The sequence below is a fragment of the Oceanobacillus sp. FSL W8-0428 genome, assembly GCF_038004405.1.
GTDB lineage: Bacteria > Bacillota > Bacilli > Bacillales > Amphibacillaceae > Oceanobacillus > Oceanobacillus sojae.
The window spans coordinates 3530760-3549663 of sequence record NZ_JBBORB010000001.1; the positions used below are offsets into that span (position 1 = coordinate 3530760).

Genomic DNA, 18904 nt, shown 5'->3' on the forward strand with positions numbered 1-18904 from the left:
GATTTGCAATGGTTTATGCGTTAAAATAGGACTAGCAAAATAAGGGAGGAATTAAGTTGAAATTTATTGATAATAAAGGAATTACTGATCCTCGTATCAATCTGGCTATTGAGGAATATATTCTTGAAAATTTTGGTGAGAAAGATACATATCTATTATTTTATGTAAATAGTCCTTCTATTATTATTGGAAGAAACCAAAATACTATTGAAGAAATTAATACGGACTATGTAGATGAAAAAGGAATTAAAGTTGTCCGGCGTCTTTCCGGAGGCGGAGCTGTTTATCATGATGAACAGAATTTAAATTTCAGTTTTATCACAAAGGATGATGGCGACAGCTTCCAAAACTTTGCTAAATTTACACAGCCTGTTGTTGATGCTTTAAATAATATCGGTGTTCCAGTTGAATTACAGGGAAGAAACGATTTAGCGGTAGAAGGAAGAAAAATCTCGGGTAATGCCATGTTCTCTACACGCGGACGTATGTTCAGCCATGGAACTTTAATGCTGGATTCACAATTAGAAGAATTAACCAAAGCATTAAAGGTGAAGAAAATCAAAATTGAATCTAAAGGAATTAAATCCATCCGCAGCCGTGTAGCGAATATTGCTGAATATCTTGATAATCCGATATCAATGGATGAGTTTAAAGAATTAATTTTGCGATATATCTTTGATGTTGAAGATGTTAAAGATGTTCCACAGTATGTGTTAACTGAGGATGATTGGGAAAAAATTTACGAGATTTCGGAAAAACGTTATCAGCAATGGGATTGGAATTATGGTAAATCACCTTCTTTCAACTATCAGGAGTCTAAGAAATTTCCCGGCGGGCTGGTCGATGTCCGTTTAGATGTAAAAAAAGGAGTTATCGAAAATTGTATTATCTACGGTGATTTCTTTGGTATAGGTAATGTAAAAGAGCTGGAGGATGCTTTAACAGGCACCCGCCATAATCGTGATGCCATTAAAGAAGCACTGGACCAGATTGATGTTTCACATTATCTTGGAAGGATTTCTAAAGAAGAATTTTTAGAACTGCTTTATTAATACATTTTGAGATAGAAAAAACTTCATTCTAAAGCGCGGATTAAAGCCTTGAAAAGAATGGAGTTTTTTTATCAGTAAATAATAGATTGGCAGAAAGAGATTATTTTAGTTGAAACAATATATACTTTAGCTTTACTAATTTCTTTTTATTTTTAAATTAACACAAAAATTCAAAATAAATATATCTTTTTACTTATTTGAGTGCTATAATAATTCTAACCTCACTTATGTCACTGGGTAATTAGGAGGCATACGAAATGAAAATGAGAGAAATAACGCCTTATACCATGGCGGTAATATCTGTTAAAGATGAAAACGGGAAATATGTTTCCAGAGTTTTAGAAGACGAAGTAGAATACGTATTAGAAGGAAAACCGACAAAAGTGATCGAGTATGCATGCGCCTATTTTGGATCTGATTTAAAAGGCAGACAAAATGGTATTAAAAGTATTTCTGGTATCACACATAAAACTCCAATACCGGTTGACCCAAGAAACAGGATGTACTTCTTCCCAACGAAATCCCCATCACATGAAAGCTGTTCCTGGATCTCACATTCCCATATAGATGAAGTGAAAAAAATAGACAGTACATCCACACAAATTCTATTTAAAAATGGAAAAACGATTGATGTAGAGGTTTCTCACGGTATTGTAATCAATCAAATACAGCGGACAGCCCAAATTCGCTTTCTTATCGATGAGCGGAGCACTGCGTTTGACTATAAATAATGCTCTGTATGGTTAAATTTATTATGTTCTGCTTTCCTTCCAAAAGATTCTCACTAACTTAAGATTTCCCCTTACCTAGATAGTGCAAAAAAATCTTTTATAATAAAAACTGCATAAAATAATGTTATTTTCTAAGAATATCATTATGAATACTTCTCTGCTTATTTCTTTCTTGAAGCATGAATAAATATTAAAATAATAAAAAAGTAAACCCTGGTGACAATTTGAGTTTGTTAAGCTTCATTTAATAGAGAAGTTTATACTTTTCAAAAAATCTGCAGTAGCATATAATCATCAATAAGATTGTTGGAATTTTGAGGGAGACTGACCGCATGTACGTAATGAATATTACATTTTCAAATTGGCAGGAATATTTAAAAGAAGAAGGCTGGGAGGAATTTATCCGTCAGCTGCTGGAGCAATATGAAGGGTTGGGACCATTGCCTGGTATTGCATTGCCTTTTTTTGAAGCTTTTTTACCATTCTTGCCGCTCATTGTATTTGTTCTCGGAAATGCAGCCGCCTACGGGTTATTTGAAGGCTTTCTGTACTCCTGGCTTGGTGCAAGTCTTGGTGCTGTCATTGTGTTTCTGGTTATTCGCCGTTTAGGAAATACAAGGCTATTAAAAAAGATTCGCCATAATAAACAGGTGAGCAAAATTACGGCATGGGTGGAAAAACATGGGTTTGGACCTTTGTTCTTATTGCTTTGTTTCCCGTTTTCCCCGTCTTCTGTTATCAATGTCGTGGCAGGTTTGTCCAAAATCAATATCTACCCATTTATATTAGCTGTACTTTTAGGAAAGACAGTAATGATTTTCTCTATTTCCTACGTCGGCTCCAGTATCATGGAATTTGCCCAGAATCCGGTACGGACGATTGTAGTCGGTATAGGTATTGTTATTTTTTGGATGTTCGGTAAGTTTTTAGAGAAAAGGCTTCATAAAAAAGTGGATAAGCATAGTGGATAATACATTACATGATAAAACTCCGCTGGAAAATAAAGTGAACCTTTATCCAGCGGGGCTTTTTTTGACGCATATGTACTTCCTGTCTGTGATAGAAAGGTTAGAATCCTTTGCTTTGGGGTATGATGTAAGTAATAAACTAAAGCGAAGGAAGAATAACAGTGAAAAAATATAATTATTTAAGGGTTTCTATTGTAGCTGTTTTGTTAATCGCTGTGTTTGTAATTGTTCGGGCTTTTTTATTTGAGAACTATGTTGTCAATGGAAAATCCATGGAACCAACACTCTATGACGGAAATTTAATGATGGTAAATACGGTCACAAGTAACATTTCAAATATCCACCGTTTTGATGTTATTGTATTTCATGCAACCGAAGAAAATGATTATGTAAAACGGGTAGTCGGATTACCGGGAGAGACCGTAGAATACAAGGATGATCAGTTATATGTAAATGGTGAGTATATTGCTGAGGATTTTCTGGAGGAAGAAAAAGATAATGCAGAAACGAAGCCATTAACAGAAGATTTTACCCTTCTTGAAATAACGGGTGAGGAGACTGTGCCAGAAGATCAGATTTTTGTATTAGGTGATAACCGCGGAGACAGCTTAGACAGCAGGTCCATTGGCTTTGTCCCTGTGGATGAGGTGGTTGGAAAGGTTGACATTACTTATTGGCCGATAACACAGTTATTTAAGCAGCCTCGTTAATTCAAGTGAACGTTTCAACAGCGGAAATTGCCATCGTTGAATATCCTTATGGACAGAATCTTATCACTGCAGAACAGAAGAAAATATAAAATAATTTTATTAGGAACAGGCTCCCATCTTTGCTAAAATAAAGATAGGAGTTTTTTTCGCACTTAAAAAAGTATAAAACTCAAACTGAAAGTAAGTCATTTTCATCATTTTATGTAAATGTATGTGAAGAAGCTCCTTCGGCAATATTAGAATATCTTTGAAAATATGAATGATAAATGCCCAAGAACTGGTATATTAAATATAATTGACATGGAGTTAACTCTATCTTTTATAGTATGAATAATAAAAGATTGGAGGGAGTATAATGTCAATTATTATTTATTTCTTAATCGGTTTATATGCTGTATTAACAGGAGCAGCAGGAGTAGTGAGATGCATATAAACAGGAAGGAATATAGGTACAGGCCACTTTATTTGTACTGGTATCATTTGCAATGCTCGCAGCTTTGTTTACTCCAGATAAAACAGCCATGTTTATTATTTTAATTCTTGTTTTGTTAATTTATAAATATATTGTTTAGCAGGTGATTAACCATTAAAATTAGGGAAGCTTCTTCATATAAAACGTGTATTGAAGCAAGCAAATTATAAAATAGACTAATTACTGGAAAAATTAAATAGAAGACTATATCCTGGTAACTTCAAGTGAAATAATTGCTGAATAGCCCTCGTCCTTCACCGCTTTTTTTCCTGTTTTTATATACGGTATTATTGTTGTGTTGGCAGGGATTATTTCGCTTTACTGTTATGTTAGATAATTGTATGAAAAATAGAAAAGAAAATTTGTGTTTGAACATTAATAGAATGTGCTCGATATATAAATACATATGTCACTACAAGAGGAGTGTGTGCGATTGACTGTACAATTTATTTTAGGAAGATCCGGTACAGATAAAAGTGAATGGATGATGAATGATATTGAAAATCGTTTGCAAAAAGAGCCAATAGGACCGGCTATTTTTTACATTGTTCCGGATCAAATGACATTTCAATTAGAAACCTCTTTATTTAGCCGGAAGCATTTAAGTGGAAGTATCAGGGCCCAGGTAGCCAGTTTTTCAAGACTTGCATGGCGCGTTTTACAAGAAACAGGAGGAGGGCTACAGCCTTTTATCAGCTCGGTTGGAACACAAATGATGCTTCGGAAAATTATTGCTGAGAAAAATGGAGATTGGATGGCATTTCAAAAAGCAATGAAAAAGCAGGGATTTCTTGATCAGCTGGAATCCGTTATTCGAGAATTTAAAAGATATGAAATTACACCTGACACACTTCGAGCCCAGCAGGATCAATTAAACAAATTTGTCCATCAATCTCCATCGGAAATGGGATTAGCACGAAAACTGGATGATTTCATTTATATTTATGAACAGCTTCTTAAACAGCTGCAGCATTCTTATATGGACAATGAAGACAGATTACAAATATTAAAGGAAAAAATTCCAAAAGCCAGCATGCTTGAGGGAGCACATATCTATATAGATGGCTTTCATCGTTTTACGCCGCAGGAAATATCCGTGATTGGGGAATTAATGAAAAAGTGTGCTGCTGTTCATATCGGTTTGACGTTAGATCCGGCCAATGCAGAAAAGCTGGAGGAGTTAGATATCTTTTATCAGACAAACCTGACCTATCAGCAATTGACAGCTATTGCCGAGGAAACCGGGATTTCGTTCGAACAGTCAGTTTATTTAAATCCGGCAGACGATCAATTTAAAGATCGGACCTATTTTGCCCATCTGGAACAAAATTTCGATGTCCGTCCCTCTCCGGAGTATACAGAAGATGCGCCCATTCAAATAGCTGAAGCGGTTCATCCACGTGCAGAAGTAGAAGGTGTTGCAGAGGAAATTCTTTCGCTGGTAAGAGACGGTGGATATCGCTATCGTGATATTTCTATTTTAATGAGGCAATCAGATGTATATGCTGATTTAATTGAAACAATCTTTGGAGATTATAATATTCCTGTCTTTCTTGATCAGAAACGCTCTATGCTGCATCATCCTTTAATTGAGTTGATCCGTTCGATGCTGGAAGCAATTGAAAATGGCTGGCGCTCGGATGCAATATTCCGTGTTTTAAAAACAGAATTTATACCTGCCAGTGATGAGGAGTTTCCACTAACAAGAGATGCAATTGATCAATTGGAGAATTATACAATAGAGTACGGAATTCGTTATCGGAAGCAGTGGTTAGATGATAAGCCATGGAAATATCAGCGCTTCCGTGGGTTTGACCAGGCTGCGCAGACGAGCTTTGAAAGCAAAATGCAGGAGGAAATCAACAGATACCGGGACCAAATCACAAAAGCGTTAAAGTCTTTTGATGAGAGCTTTCGTACGGCCGCAAGCGTTAAAGAACGCTGTGAAGCTATTTTTATTTGGCTGGAATCACTGGGGGTTCCTGAACAGCTGGAGGAAATGCGCGCTTCCTTTGATGAGCAGGGTATTCCTGAAAAAGGAAGGGAGCAGCAGCAGGTATGGGATGCACTCATACAATTGATGGATGAAATGGTCGAGATTGCCGGTGATGAAGAACTGGATTTGTCTACCTTTAATGTATCGATCAATGCGGGATTTGAAGCATTAGAGTATTCACATGTCCCGCCTACGATGGACCATGTATTAGTGGGAACCATTGACAGATCGCGGATGTCAGGTGTCCGCTGTGCTTTTTTACTTGGTGTAAATGAAGGAGTATGGCCAATGAAGCCGCCGGTAGACGGCATGATTGATGATGAAGAAAGAGAGCTATTGGAGCAAAACGGATTAAAGCTTGCTGAAAACGGAAAAAGACAGCTGCTTGATGATTGGTTTTATATCTATTTATCGTTAACGATTGCCAAGGATAGGTTGATGATTAGTTATCCAATCAGTGATGAAGAGGGAAAAGCGAAAGTTCCTTCTCAAGTAATCAGCAGGATTGAGGATCTTTTTCCGAAATGCCAGGAGCATTTATTATTTCAGGATGTGGAAGATACTGCAGATACACTGAGATTTATTACTACAAAGACAAAAACCAGGGCTGCTCTGACAACGCAATTTGCCAGGCTGCAGCGGGGATATGAGATTAGTGAAGCCTGGTTTGCTGTTTACAACTGGTATGTGAAAAATCAGCCGAAGTATGGGATGACCTACCGAATTTTACAAGGTTTATTTTATAAAAACCAGCCAGAGCAATTGAATAAAGAAACAGCTGAAGAGCTTTATCCAAAACAAATCAAAGCAAGTGTCAGCCGGCTGGAATCCTACTATCGCTGCTCCTATCAGCATTTTGCCCGTTACAGCCTGAATTTACAGGAACGGCAGACTTATAAATTAGACGCTCCTGATATTGGACAACTATTTCATGAGGCGTTACGTTTAATTACAGAGTGGGTTCAAACTGAAAAAACAGATTTCAAACTGCTTACCAGGGAAACATCAGCGAGTTACGCGCACCGGGCAATTCAAAAATTATCACCTGTGCTCCAGCATCAAATTCTGCATAGCTCCAATCGTTATACCTATATTCAGCAGAAGCTGGAAGAAATAATTGCCAGAGCAGCATTTATATTAAGTGAGCAGGCAAGACAGACAGATTTTAGCCCGGTAGGTCTGGAGCTCAGTTTTGGAGAGAAGAACAGTCCGCTGCCGCCGCTTATTTTGCCACTGGAAAATGGCTATGAGCTTCTCTTACGCGGGAGGATTGACCGTGTAGATAAAGCAGAGCTTCATCAGGATTTATATTTGCGGATTATCGACTATAAATCAAGCTCACGTGCTTTGGATCTGCTGGAGGTTTATTATGGCCTCGCCCTGCAAATGTTAACTTATTTAGATGTTGTATTGACACATTCGGAAAAATGGCTCGGTCAGCAGGCGAATCCGGCAGGCGTCCTTTATTTCCATGTGCACAATCCAATGATTAATCTGGATAAAGAAAAAATAGACAGTGATATAGAGGGACAGATTTTTAAGTCTTATAAAATGAGAGGGCTGCTTTTATCTGATGAAGAAATCGCCAGGGCGATGGACGAATCGTTAGAAATGGGGACAAGTAATATTATTCCTGCTGGTCTGAAAAAAGATGGGACATTCAACCATCATTCGAAAATTGCGGATAATGATACCTTTGATAAGCTTAAAAACCATATCCACGTATTGCTTGAAAAGGCAGGGCTGGATATGACATCCGGCGGTGTAGAGATTAATCCGTTTTTGAAGAAGGATACAGCGGCATGTACGTATTGTCCTTTTCATGCAGTTTGTCAATTTGACCCGGCATTGCAGGGAAATAATTATAGAAAAATACCAAATATAAAAGAAAAAGAAATTATTGAGCGGCTAAAAGGAGGGGAAATCCGTGGTTAAATGGACAAAAGAACAGGAACAGGCAATTTATCGAAGCGGTACGGATATCCTTGTAGCCGCAGCAGCGGGCTCTGGAAAAACAGCTGTCCTCGTAGAGCGTATTATTCAGAAACTCTTAAAGGAAGAAGATGCGATTAATATTGATGAATTACTCGTTGTTACCTTTACGAACGCAGCAGCACAGGAAATGCGGGCGAGAGTCGGAGCAGCACTGGAGAAGTCATTGGCTGAAAAACCGGGATCTCTTCATTTAAAAAAACAGCTTTCTTTATTACAGAGAGCGTCTATTTCAACGCTGCATTCCTTTTGCTTAGATATTGTACGGAAAAATGCATATATGATTGATTTAGATCCTTCTTTCCGCATTGCCGATGATGTAGAAATGGATATGATAAAGCGGGAGGTTTTGGATGATCTGCTGGAAGGCTGGTATGATGATTCGAATCAGGAGCAGGAACAATTTTTTGAAGTAGTAAACCGTTTTTCGAATGATAGAAGTGATCGGGATGTGGAAGAATTAATCCTGAAAACAGCAAATTTTGCAGTTCAACATCCGTCACCAAAAAAGTGGCTGCACCAGCTGACAGCAAATTACGAAATAGAGGAAAACTGGACAGAAGAAACCATTCCCTGGCTCCAGGAAGTCAAGGAAGAGATTACCAACCAATTGAAAGCAATGAAGCAAGAGAACGCTTTAGCTATTGCTGTGGCAAGAGAGCCTGATGGGCCATATCATTATTTGGATGCGTTGGAAAAAGACACCGCGGTGCTGGAAGCTGCGGCGGGAAAATTATCAAAATGGGATGAATTACACCAATTTGTTCATGATACGAAGTTTGCGGCTTTATCAAGAAAAAAAATAGAGGATAATCCAGAGAAACGGGAACAGGTGAAGGCTTTCCGAAAAAAAGTCAAAGACAGATGGGACAAAATGAAGGAAAAATGGTTTGTCCGCAATCTGGCTGCCCACATTCAGGATATGCAGGGCATGGCTCCTGTTTTAAAACAGATGACCTCTATGGTAGAAAACTATATGGATAAGTTTCAGCATCGTAAAAAGGAACAGGCTATTGTTGATTTTAACGATTTAGAGCATTATTGCCTGGAGATTTTAATGGAGACAGATGAAGAAGGTGCTCTAATCGGTGCTTCCTCCATTGCTATGCAGCTGCAAAAGCAGTTTAAAGAGGTTCTCGTTGATGAGTATCAGGATACAAACCTTGTGCAGGAAAGTATTCTTCAGTTAGTCCGTAATCCTGAGGATAATGGAAATATGTTTATGGTTGGTGATGTGAAACAGAGTATTTATGGATTTCGACACGCAGAGCCTTCCCTGTTTATTGAGAAATATAAAAAGTTTGCAGCAACCAATTATCCTGCCGAACGAATTGATTTGAACCGGAATTTCCGAAGCCGGAACGAGGTGCTGGTTGGCGCTAACTATTTATTCCGTCAGCTTTTTGATGAAGAGGTCGGTGATATTGAATACGACCAGGATGCCGAGCTTATTTACGGTAATCGTGTGTATGATGAATTTCCACTTCATTCTAATCCGGAATTGCTGATGATTGATACTCCTCAAGGACAGAAGTCTGGAGAAGCGGAAGAGACAGGAGAAGATTTAGAAAAAGCACAAATTGAAGCACGGGCCTATGCTAAAAAAATCCGGGAATGGATTGGCACTGAAGGTACAGATACACCTATGCAAGTAGTAGATAAGGGAGCTGGCCAGCATAGAAATTTGATGTATCGTGATATTGTAATCTTAATGCGTTCCATGACGTGGACACCTATTATTATGGATGAGCTGAAAAAACAAGGCATTCCCGTTTATGCAGAATTAACATCAGGCTACTTTGAAGCGATTGAAATTCGGGTCATGATCAGTTTATTAAAGATAATTGATAATCCGCGTCAGGATATTCCGCTGGCCGCTGTATTGCGTTCGCCCGTTGTCGGTTTGCAAGAAAATGATTTAGCAGCAATTCGATTAGCAAATCGCCATGGGAATTTTTATGATGCTCTTATAGCATATTTGGAAAAAGAAGAGAATCAGGTTACAGTACAATTAAAAGAATTCCGGGAGTTGTTGGATACATTAAGACAATCTGCGCAGCAAGGAGCGTTGTCAGAATTAATATGGCAAATATACCGGGAGACCGGCTATTATGATTTTGTTGGAGGCATCCCCGGCGGTAAACAGCGCCAGGCAAACTTACGGGCTTTATATGACAGGGCAAGAAGCTATGAAGAGACCTCTTTTCGAGGTTTATATCGTTTCCTGCGCTTTATTGAAAGAATGGAAGAAGAGCAGAAGGATTTGGGTGCTGCACGTGCCCTTAGTGAACAGGAAGATGTTGTCCGGATAATGACGATTCATAAAAGTAAAGGTTTGGAATTTCCTGTTGTGATACTCGGAGGTATGGATAAAGAATTTAATATGATGGATTTAAACGAGAAATATCTGCTTCATAAAGATCTGGGATTTGCCAGTAAATTTATTGATCCTGATAAACGGATTCAATATTCAACTTTATTTTATCATGCGTTGAGAGAAAAAATCAGAAGAGAACAGCTGTCGGAAGAAATCCGCTTATTATATGTAGCCTTAACACGTGCAGAAGAGAAGTTGTTTATGGTAGGAACAGTCAATTCTGCAGAGAAGCGGAAAGCATCATGGTCATGGATTGCTCATCATGCAGACTGGGTGTTACCGGCGTATTTTCGGGTTGGAGCAAAGAATTATCTGGATTGGGTCGGACCTGCATTGATCCGTCATCCGCAAGCAGAAATTTTGAGAAAAGAGGAGATAGGAACCAGCGTTTTATCTGAAATCACACAGGACTCATCAAAGTGGGATGTACAAATTCATCCGAGTCAGGATCTTATTTTCCTTGAAAATACGCTACAGCAAAAACAAGATGCATTAAAAAATCAAATCAGAAATTGGGACCGGCTTGAACAGGATTATAAAGACCTGGATAGTTGGGTCGATAGACGACTTTCCTATCAATATCCATATCAACAGGCTGTACACTCCCGTGCAAAGCAATCTGTAACAGAATTAAAACGTCAGCAGGAGCAGAAAGATGCATACAGTGATGAGAGAATGATTCCTCAATCTGCGATACGTCCGATTACAAACAGACCGAGATTTATGCAGGCTGAAAAAAAATTAACTGCGGCTGAGAAGGGAACTGCACTGCATACAGTGATGCAGCATCTTCCTTTGAAGGATAAACTATCCGAAGAGGAAGTGAAGGAGTTTATTGAGAAACTGGTTCAAGAGGAGAAAATGTCAGCTCCCGAAGCGGAAAGTGTTTCCGCTTCAGCTATTGTAGATTTTTTAGAATCAACGATCGCCCAGAAAATTTTTGTGGAGAATAGAGTATATAAAGAAGTGCCATTCAGTTTGATGCTGCCAGCGGAAAAAGTATATCCAGACTGGAAGGATCCCGTGAAAGAAAAGGTATTAATCCAAGGGGTTATCGATTGTATTATTCCTCAGAAAGAGGGCTGTATTATTCTTGATTACAAAACAGATATGATAACAGAAGATGTTACGGAAAAATTAGAGGAGCAGCTGAGAAAACGGTATAAAACACAGCTGGAGCTTTACCGGTATGCAATTGAAGAAATCTGGAAACAGCCTGTTAAGGAAACATACCTTTATTTCTTTTCTAAAAAGCTTCTTATCAAAGGAGAATAATAGTGCAACCTTATCAAGTGAATAAACGTTTAGAATGGATAGATGCTGCAAGAGGCTTTGCAATTTTAGGTATATTCATGGTTAATATAGGATCATTTTCTGCTCCTTATTTTCTCTATGGAGGAGCAGAAGATGCCTGGACTGCTGGAATTGATCAATTTAGTCTGGCTTTTATTGATATCTTCTTTCAAGCCAGTTTTTACACTTTGTTCTCTATTCTCTTTGGCTTTGGGATTCAAATTCAAAAGGATAGCCTGGATAAAAAGAAAATCTCACCATATGCTTTTTTCGGAAGAAGACTGGGAACATTAATTGTTTTTGGAATCATCCATGCTTTTGCGGTTTGGAATGGAGATATTCTCTTAACCTATGGAACGATGGGATTTTTACTGCTGTTATTCTTAAATAGCAGAGATAAGACCCTGGCAGGCTGGGGGATTGGTCTATTAGGATTTTCAACAATTGCATTTACAGGTCTGCAGTATTTAGCAAGGGATTTTATTGTTCTGGGTAATACATCCGAAATAGAGCAGGCTTTTCAAAGCTATCGCTCCAATGATTTATCTATTATTCTGGCGCAAAATTTTCAAGATTGGCAGCTGTCGAATGGACTTTTAGGCTTTATTATATACCCATTCATTATTCTCCCTTTATTTTTATTTGGGATGTATCTGGCAAGAAAGAGATGGCTTCATGATCCACTCTCCTACAGGAGTATATTGAAAAAGATTTGGGCTTTCTCATTGGTTGTATTTATTCTGTTTAAAATCGGACCTTATCTATTTGGTAACCCGCTCTGGTTTGCTCTTGTGCAGGATAACATCGGAGGGACAGCATCCGCAGTCTTCTATCTGACCACCATTACGTTATTGTGGCAACAGGATATCCCACGAAAAATACTTCGTGTACTGACACCGATTGGCAAAATGGCATTGTCCAATTATTTGCTCCAATCAGTTATTTCCTTTTGTCTTTTCTACGGTGCCGGTTTCGGACTTTATGGAGAAATTCGTCCTGTTCAGCAAATTTTGATTGTCCTTGTTATTTTCTGCCTGCAAATTATCGGCAGTACGATTTGGCTTCGTTATTTTCAGTTTGGACCTGTCGAGTGGTTATGGAGATGTATCACATATAAAAAAATGCAGCCGTTTAGACGTTAATCATGGCGATTTGTTGACAAAGGGACATTAAAATGTCATCTTAGGGAAGAAAATGGTATTATAGAGGATGTTCAAAAAGTCCCCAAATGATAAGCTGCGAATCTCTGCGTTGACGTATCTTTTCCGATGGGGCTGGGACTGCGATTACTCGTCCCACCGAAAACATTTGCGATTACTCGCCCCACCAAAAGCGTTACTCACGTATTTAAAAGCATAGAGGAACTTCTGCTAAGTACGTCCACGTCCTGTGGACAACACAGAAGTCATCACATCCTGTGAAAGGCCGTTCGTAAAAGTTACGTCGCCTTGACCTTATTGCTTCTAATTTGACTACTTTTTGAACAAGCACTTATAGTAAACGGATTATTAGTCATTTTTGTTAAATGTGGAAGATGATTATTACATGTACTTATAAAAATGAAGGAGGAAACTTAAATGGGAGGAACACATCTGCATATTACTGCGTGGGTACTAGGACTGATTCTCTTTATTATTGCATTAGTCTTGTACAAAAAAAGCAGTAATAAGCCTGCAACGATTGTTCATATGATTTTACGTCTTGTGTATTTATTTATCATCATCACGGGAGGATTATTAACCTGGGATTATATTCAAGGCTATTCCATGCCGATACTTGGTGAAGTAATTGTAAAAGCACTTGCCGGTCTTTGGATTGTAGTAATGATGGAAATGATATTAGTTGCCGCAAAAAAGGGCAAATCAGCAACAGGCAAATGGATTCAATTCCTTATTGCACTGATTATTGTCATTATTTTAGGATTCTTCCGCTTGCCAATGGGCTTTTATTTCTAAAATAAGTAAAACAATAACTTCCTGTTGAACAGGATAAAATAAAGTGCCTTGGTCAGCTGGCTGAGGTACTTTATTTATTTGCAAAGATAATTGTGAACGCTTTTTTACATCATTTTAATCAAGGTATGATTTTTTAAGAAAATAAGTGATAATAGAGAATAGGGTAGAATGAAAATTACAGTTTTATTATCATTGGGGGAAAATCTATGATCAAAAAAATAAGTATTGGACTTGCTGCTATCATAAGTATGTTCATTATACAAGAGCCTGCTCATGCACAGGATGAAGATATACATAATGAAGTATTTTATCAAATATTGGTTGACCGGTTTAATAATGGAGACGCTAAAATCCAGGGAGAAATAGATATTGATGATCCTCATAACTATCATGGTGGTGATTTTCAGGGAATCATAAATAAATTAGATGACCTGCAGGATATTGGAATTACTACGATTTCTCTGTCACCAATTATGGATAATAAAGAAAAAGGCTATCATGGGTTTTGGATTACTGATTTTTATCAAGTAAATCCACAATTTGGAACAATGGAAGATTTTGAGCGTCTTGTATCAGAAGTGCATCAGCGTGATATGAAAATAGTTATTGATTTCGTGTTTAACTATGCTGCAGATACAAATCCTTTGACGAATGACCCGGATAAAGAAGATTGGTGGCTGGGAACACCTGCTTCAGATGATGAAAGATTATCAGAAACGGTTCAATTAGACTTAACGGATCCTGACGCTGCAGATTATATGTTAGATGCTGCTATATATTGGGAGTCAGAAACGGATATTGATGGATTTAAGCTGCCTAATGTTGATCTTGCACCAGAAGCGTTTATCAAAGATTTGACTGCGGCTTTAAAAGAAAATCGTCCTGATTTTTATCTTATTGGTGATATAACAGAAGCAACTATGGATGAAGCAGTGGATTTATTAGAAAATACATCGCTGGATATTATTAATTATCCGGAGTTAAATCAAGAATTAAGTGAAACATTTGCAAAAAGTGACAATGATGTTTCTGCGATTTATGATATCTGGAAAGAACAGGGATTAACCGATTTTTATAAACAGATAGACGGCTTCGGTCAGGAACGTTTTACAAATATTTTTTCAGAAAATCAACGTAATGCAGTAACTGCTTGGACGCTGGCATTAACATATATGTATACAACACCGGGTGCAACGATGATTACTCAAGGGACAGAGCTTCCAATGTATGGCGGGGATGCTGAGGAATCACAGCGGCTCGTTCCATTTAACAGTGGAGATGAGGATTTAAAGGAATTTCATAAACGTATTGCTTCCCTGCATAATGAATTTCCTGCATTAAGGTTTGGTGATTTTGAATATGTCGGGTCTGAAGCATCGATGTTGGTGTTCCGTCGTAGCTATCAAGATGAGATAATGTATGCTGCTATTAATAATGGCAGTGAGTCAGCATATATAGATGTAGATAATATAGAATCTGGTATGCAATTAAAAGGTATCTTAGAGGATAATTTAGTACGTGAAAACAAAGAGGGCAATTACCGGATTGGAATACCAAGAGAATCCGTAGAAGTATATATCTTAGAAGAAGATAAAGGCTTTAATTGGCTGTTTATCGGTTTTATTGTTTCCGTTCTCGCATTGTTTGTTATTGCAGTTATACTGTTAAAAAGAAAACAAAAAATAAGAGAACATCAAGAAAGCTGAAAATAAAAACACAGAAAATTTTTTGGTACGGGTACAATTGTCTGGTAGCAGCTTGGGGAAATGCATCAGTTACTAAAAATAAGTCCTTCCTTTTAGGGCTTATTTTTTTACGTGTAAAAATAGTCCTGTTAATACGAATTTATATCAGATAAAGTAAACAAAGGTTAATTTAGTTTGAAATAATTTTATCCATTTATTTCATGTTTACAACTTTATCTGTTTTGATATAATAAGAACAAATGTTCAGAACAAAAGTTCTTATCGAGGGGTGGTTAAAATGATTGGTTTCTTAACAAGTGCGATGGAGAAAAAAGAAAAGGTAATGATCTATTATATAGACTCTAAAGGAAAGATCAGCCAACGAATAATAAGAGTAGTCGACATAGATAACACCAAAATTTTGGCTTACTGCTATTATCGTAAACAAGTGAGAAGTTTTAAAATAGACAGCATACTGTCTTTTGGGCAGTTGAAAAGGAGTGTCGGAGCATGAACTTATATGTACAACAAGAAATTGGTTTTCAGTTGATGATGGCCCATAAAGATAATCTACTAATTAAAATTGAGTATCATAAGGATAATAATTTCTATATGGAGCAGGGATATATTGATAGCATCAATTATGAAGACAGGTACATAAAAATAGTTAATAAGTTTGGCCGTGTTAATTTTACTAAAATAAATTTAGAAAATATTGTTAAGGTTTTTCTCTTATAAAAAAAGAAGAAAGCCCTTTCTTTAAATGTCTGCTCTCGTATTATTCTTTTACAAATCAATACTGTATGATATGTTTTTTATGATTTATCTTTATGGAAGAACCCTTATATACCAATTCATATAGTCTATTTGTACAATGAATTTTATTTGTGTGACATTTTTCCTGATTATATAGTATAATAAAATTGAAATATGGTAAGAGATATAATTTACTTAAAGGAGGTGCGGAGCATGGAGAAAGGTCTTCTGAAGAGAAAAATTTATCTATTATGCAGAATAGCAGTGATTATTATTATTGCGGCATTTATTGTTAAAAATTTCCTTCTGGCACCTTCTGTTGTCTGGGGAGAATCCATGCAGCCTACTTTCTCGGATCAAGATAAGATTATTGTAAATAAAGTTGCATCCATTGACCGGTTTGATGTGATCGTATTTCATGCTCCTGACTCTGATAATTACTATGTAAAGCGTGTGATTGGCATACCAGGTGATCAGATTGAATATATAAATAATGTTTTATACTTAAATGGAGAACCGGTAGATGAGCCATACCTGCTGAATGAAAACAGTCCTGCAAAACGCGCCTTTCAAACCGGAAACTTTACTTTAGAAGAGTTAACAGGTTACTCAACTGTCCCTGAAAACACCTATTTTGTTTTGGGGGATAATCGTGGAAACAGCAATGACAGCCGCTTCTTTGGATTTTTAAATGAACAGGCAATTATTGGTGAAGTTACATTCCGGATTTATCCATTCAGTAATATTGGCAGACCTAAATAAAACCGTATGTAGAAGGATACCTTTACATGCGGTTTTTAATATTTAAAAGGAATTTTATGTTGTACGCTTTTACTTCGGGCTTACGCCATTCAAAATAAAAAAAGAAGTCACACTAGAATACCGTCTTTTATATACATCTGTATATGAAGGCGATCTTTTTATTTTTCGAGATATTCCATGCTATTAATAAAATCACTGGAAAGTTTGACATTTTGTCAACGCTGCTCGTATATTAGAGAGTAACAGAAGAAAACATTTGAATGATAGAAAGGTCTGGATAGTTAATGAATCATAGAATTGGAGATTTCATCAAAGAGAAATTAGAGGAAAAACAAATTTCAATGCGGGCATTAAGTAAAAAAACAAATATTAATATATCTATTGTATCACGCATTATTAACCACAAACGCAAGCTGACAAATCAGCATTTAATGGAAATCTCAACTTTGGATATACCTTTTGAAGAATTGCTTCAGAAAAATGGGCTTCCGGTAAAACAAAGGAGAAAAGTACAAATGATGCACAGGATTATACTGCAATGATTAAATACTTTTTAAAGCATTCAGGTGATCAATACGATTCTTTTTCTATGAAAAAATAGATGAGAAATTATATGAATATGAGCAGGATGCTGAAACAGAAAAAAGACAGCGCCTTATAATTGAAAATTTCCAAAAAAAGAAGGAAAATGCGGGGAATCAAGGAGCATACATACAGCAGCTTACATCCTTTTTTCATCGATTTTGTCATAAAAAGGGGACACTTAAGGAATTGATTTTAATGGGAGCAGTACTAATTTATTTTATCAGTACTGCAGATGTTGTCCCAGACTATCTTTTTTCAGTTGAATATTTAGATGATGCTATAGCAGTTCAGGTGGTAAGGAATTTACTTTCTAATAAATACTAGTAATGAGGTTTTTGATATGCAGCAAAAGAAATATAATTTAGATTACAGTATTATAATAATTTTATTTTTATTATTTTTAATTAGTTTAATTACCATATATAGTGGTTCAGGACAATATGCGCAATCACAGCCTTTTTATTTTGTGATCCGTCAGGCTGTTTGGTATGTTTTTGGTATTCTGATCATGCTGGCAGTTATTTTCTTTGATTATGAGCTTTTGAAGCACCAGGCATTTAGGTTATATGCCATTGGCACTTTTCTTTTGATTTGTGTTCATTTTTTTGGTGTCTTTCGGAATGGCTCACAGCGCTGGTTAAATCTGGGTTTTTTTGAAGTGCAGCCATCTGAGTTTATCAAAATATTTCTTATCATTTATTTGGCAGTCCTTCTGGAACGTCATGGTAATCGAAAGCTGTCTTTAAAAATGAGTATCCAATTAACAGCGAAAATAATGGCAATAACCCTTATTCCATTTGTTTTTATTTTTCTTCAGCCGGACTTAGGTTCAGCCCTGACTATATTTGCCATTGCGTTTACAATGATTATTGTTTCCAGTATTTCGATAAAAGTTATTTTACCGATACTTTTTTCAATGGCTGCTTCAGTAGCAGGTTTAATTTTTATATATGCTTATTATTTCGATGCTTTCTCCCGTTTGTTTCAATCACATCAAATGGAAAGGATTTATGGCTGGTTAAATCCGTCAGAGTATGCATCTGACTATGGATACCAGCTTCAGCAGGCAATCATGGGGATTGGTTCAGGTCAATTAAGCGGTGCAGGGTTTAACCAGGGGTTGCAAATTCAAAATGGAAAAGTTCCAGAAGCACATACAGATTTTATTTTTACAGTAATTGGAGAGGAATATGGTTTTATTGGCGCAAGTATTCTGATTCTGCTGTATTTCCTGCTTCTCTATCGGATTACAAAGGTTGCTTATGAGACCAATAACTTATTTGGAGTATACCTTTGTGTTGGTGTCATTGGAATTCTTGCTTTTCAAGTTTTCCAAAATATTGCGATGACGATAGGGTTAATGCCAATTACAGGTATTACTTTACCATTTATAAGTTATGGGGGCAGCTCTTTAATAACAAACCTGATGATGGTTGGATTAGTAATTAGTGTACAAATCCGTTCTTCCAGGGATGATTTATTCCGTAAAAAAGCTATTAGTGATTAGGCAGAGGATAATTGCGAAAGAATGAAGGATAGAATTTAAAATTGTAAAAAAACAGTAGAACTA

At 36.9% G+C, this 18904-nt stretch carries 15 protein-coding genes; all 15 read left to right on the plus strand.

Annotated features, from left to right (window positions below; all coding sequences use genetic code 11):
- Window positions 1-56: 56 nt before the first annotated feature.
- The 15 genes from MKY30_RS16865 (at window position 57) to rodA (ending at window position 18841) form a co-directional block, all read left to right on the plus strand.
- The gene (locus MKY30_RS16865) at window positions 57-1052 is read left to right on the plus strand and encodes a lipoate--protein ligase (RefSeq protein WP_156985447.1); all 996 of its coding nucleotides are present in this window, start codon (window positions 57-59) and stop codon (window positions 1050-1052) included.
- A 257-nt stretch (window positions 1053-1309) separates the two neighbouring features.
- On the plus strand, window positions 1310-1783 hold the full coding sequence (locus tag MKY30_RS16870) for a competence protein ComK (RefSeq protein ID WP_147208100.1): 474 nt from the start codon (window positions 1310-1312) through the stop codon (window positions 1781-1783).
- 332 nt (window positions 1784-2115) lie between these two features.
- On the plus strand, window positions 2116-2754 hold the full coding sequence (locus tag MKY30_RS16875) for a TVP38/TMEM64 family protein (protein ID WP_147208098.1): 639 nt from the start codon (window positions 2116-2118) through the stop codon (window positions 2752-2754).
- Between the two features lie 158 nt (window positions 2755-2912).
- On the plus strand, window positions 2913-3461 hold the full coding sequence (gene lepB / locus MKY30_RS16880; protein WP_339285965.1) for a signal peptidase I: 549 nt from the start codon (window positions 2913-2915) through the stop codon (window positions 3459-3461).
- Between the two features lie 905 nt (window positions 3462-4366).
- A complete protein-coding gene (gene addB / locus MKY30_RS16885) occupies window positions 4367-7864 on the plus strand; it encodes a helicase-exonuclease AddAB subunit AddB (RefSeq protein ID WP_339285967.1) in 3498 nt (1165 codons plus the stop codon).
- Window positions 7857-11573: a helicase-exonuclease AddAB subunit AddA gene (gene addA, locus MKY30_RS16890; protein ID WP_339285968.1), complete on the plus strand. Its 3717-nt coding sequence runs from the start codon at window positions 7857-7859 to the stop codon at window positions 11571-11573. Before addB ends, addA begins: the two co-directional genes overlap by 8 nt.
- Before the next feature lie 2 nt (window positions 11574-11575).
- Window positions 11576-12733, plus strand: coding sequence for a DUF418 domain-containing protein (locus MKY30_RS16895; RefSeq protein WP_307725828.1), 1158 nt, complete (start codon window positions 11576-11578; stop codon window positions 12731-12733).
- 435 nt (window positions 12734-13168) lie between these two features.
- Window positions 13169-13546, plus strand: a complete 378-nt coding sequence (locus tag MKY30_RS16900; protein WP_339285971.1) for a YisL family protein — start codon at window positions 13169-13171, stop codon at window positions 13544-13546.
- A gap of 206 nt (window positions 13547-13752) precedes the next feature.
- Window positions 13753-15252 carry an alpha-amylase family glycosyl hydrolase gene (locus MKY30_RS16905; protein WP_339285973.1) on the plus strand — a complete coding sequence of 500 codons (1500 nt, stop codon included), beginning with the start codon at window positions 13753-13755 and terminating at the stop codon, window positions 15250-15252.
- A gap of 277 nt (window positions 15253-15529) precedes the next feature.
- Window positions 15530-15745: a hypothetical protein gene (locus tag MKY30_RS16910; RefSeq protein WP_147208084.1), complete on the plus strand. Its 216-nt coding sequence runs from the start codon at window positions 15530-15532 to the stop codon at window positions 15743-15745.
- Window positions 15742-15969 carry a YolD-like family protein gene (locus MKY30_RS16915; protein WP_339285975.1) on the plus strand — a complete coding sequence of 76 codons (228 nt, stop codon included), beginning with the start codon at window positions 15742-15744 and terminating at the stop codon, window positions 15967-15969. The genes MKY30_RS16910 and MKY30_RS16915 overlap by 4 nt, the downstream gene beginning before the upstream one ends.
- A 231-nt stretch (window positions 15970-16200) precedes the next feature.
- Window positions 16201-16749 carry a signal peptidase I gene (gene lepB / locus MKY30_RS16920; protein ID WP_339285977.1) on the plus strand — a complete coding sequence of 183 codons (549 nt, stop codon included), beginning with the start codon at window positions 16201-16203 and terminating at the stop codon, window positions 16747-16749.
- Window positions 16750-17033: 284 nt separating this feature from the next.
- Window positions 17034-17291, plus strand: coding sequence for a helix-turn-helix domain-containing protein (locus MKY30_RS16925; protein WP_339285979.1), 258 nt, complete (start codon window positions 17034-17036; stop codon window positions 17289-17291).
- A 238-nt stretch (window positions 17292-17529) separates the two neighbouring features.
- The gene (locus MKY30_RS24185) at window positions 17530-17658 is read left to right on the plus strand and encodes a DUF1232 domain-containing protein (protein ID WP_445254565.1); all 129 of its coding nucleotides are present in this window, start codon (window positions 17530-17532) and stop codon (window positions 17656-17658) included.
- 16 nt (window positions 17659-17674) lie between these two features.
- A complete protein-coding gene (gene rodA, locus MKY30_RS16930) occupies window positions 17675-18841 on the plus strand; it encodes a rod shape-determining protein RodA (RefSeq protein WP_339285981.1) in 1167 nt (388 codons plus the stop codon).
- Window positions 18842-18904: the final 63 nt, after the last annotated feature.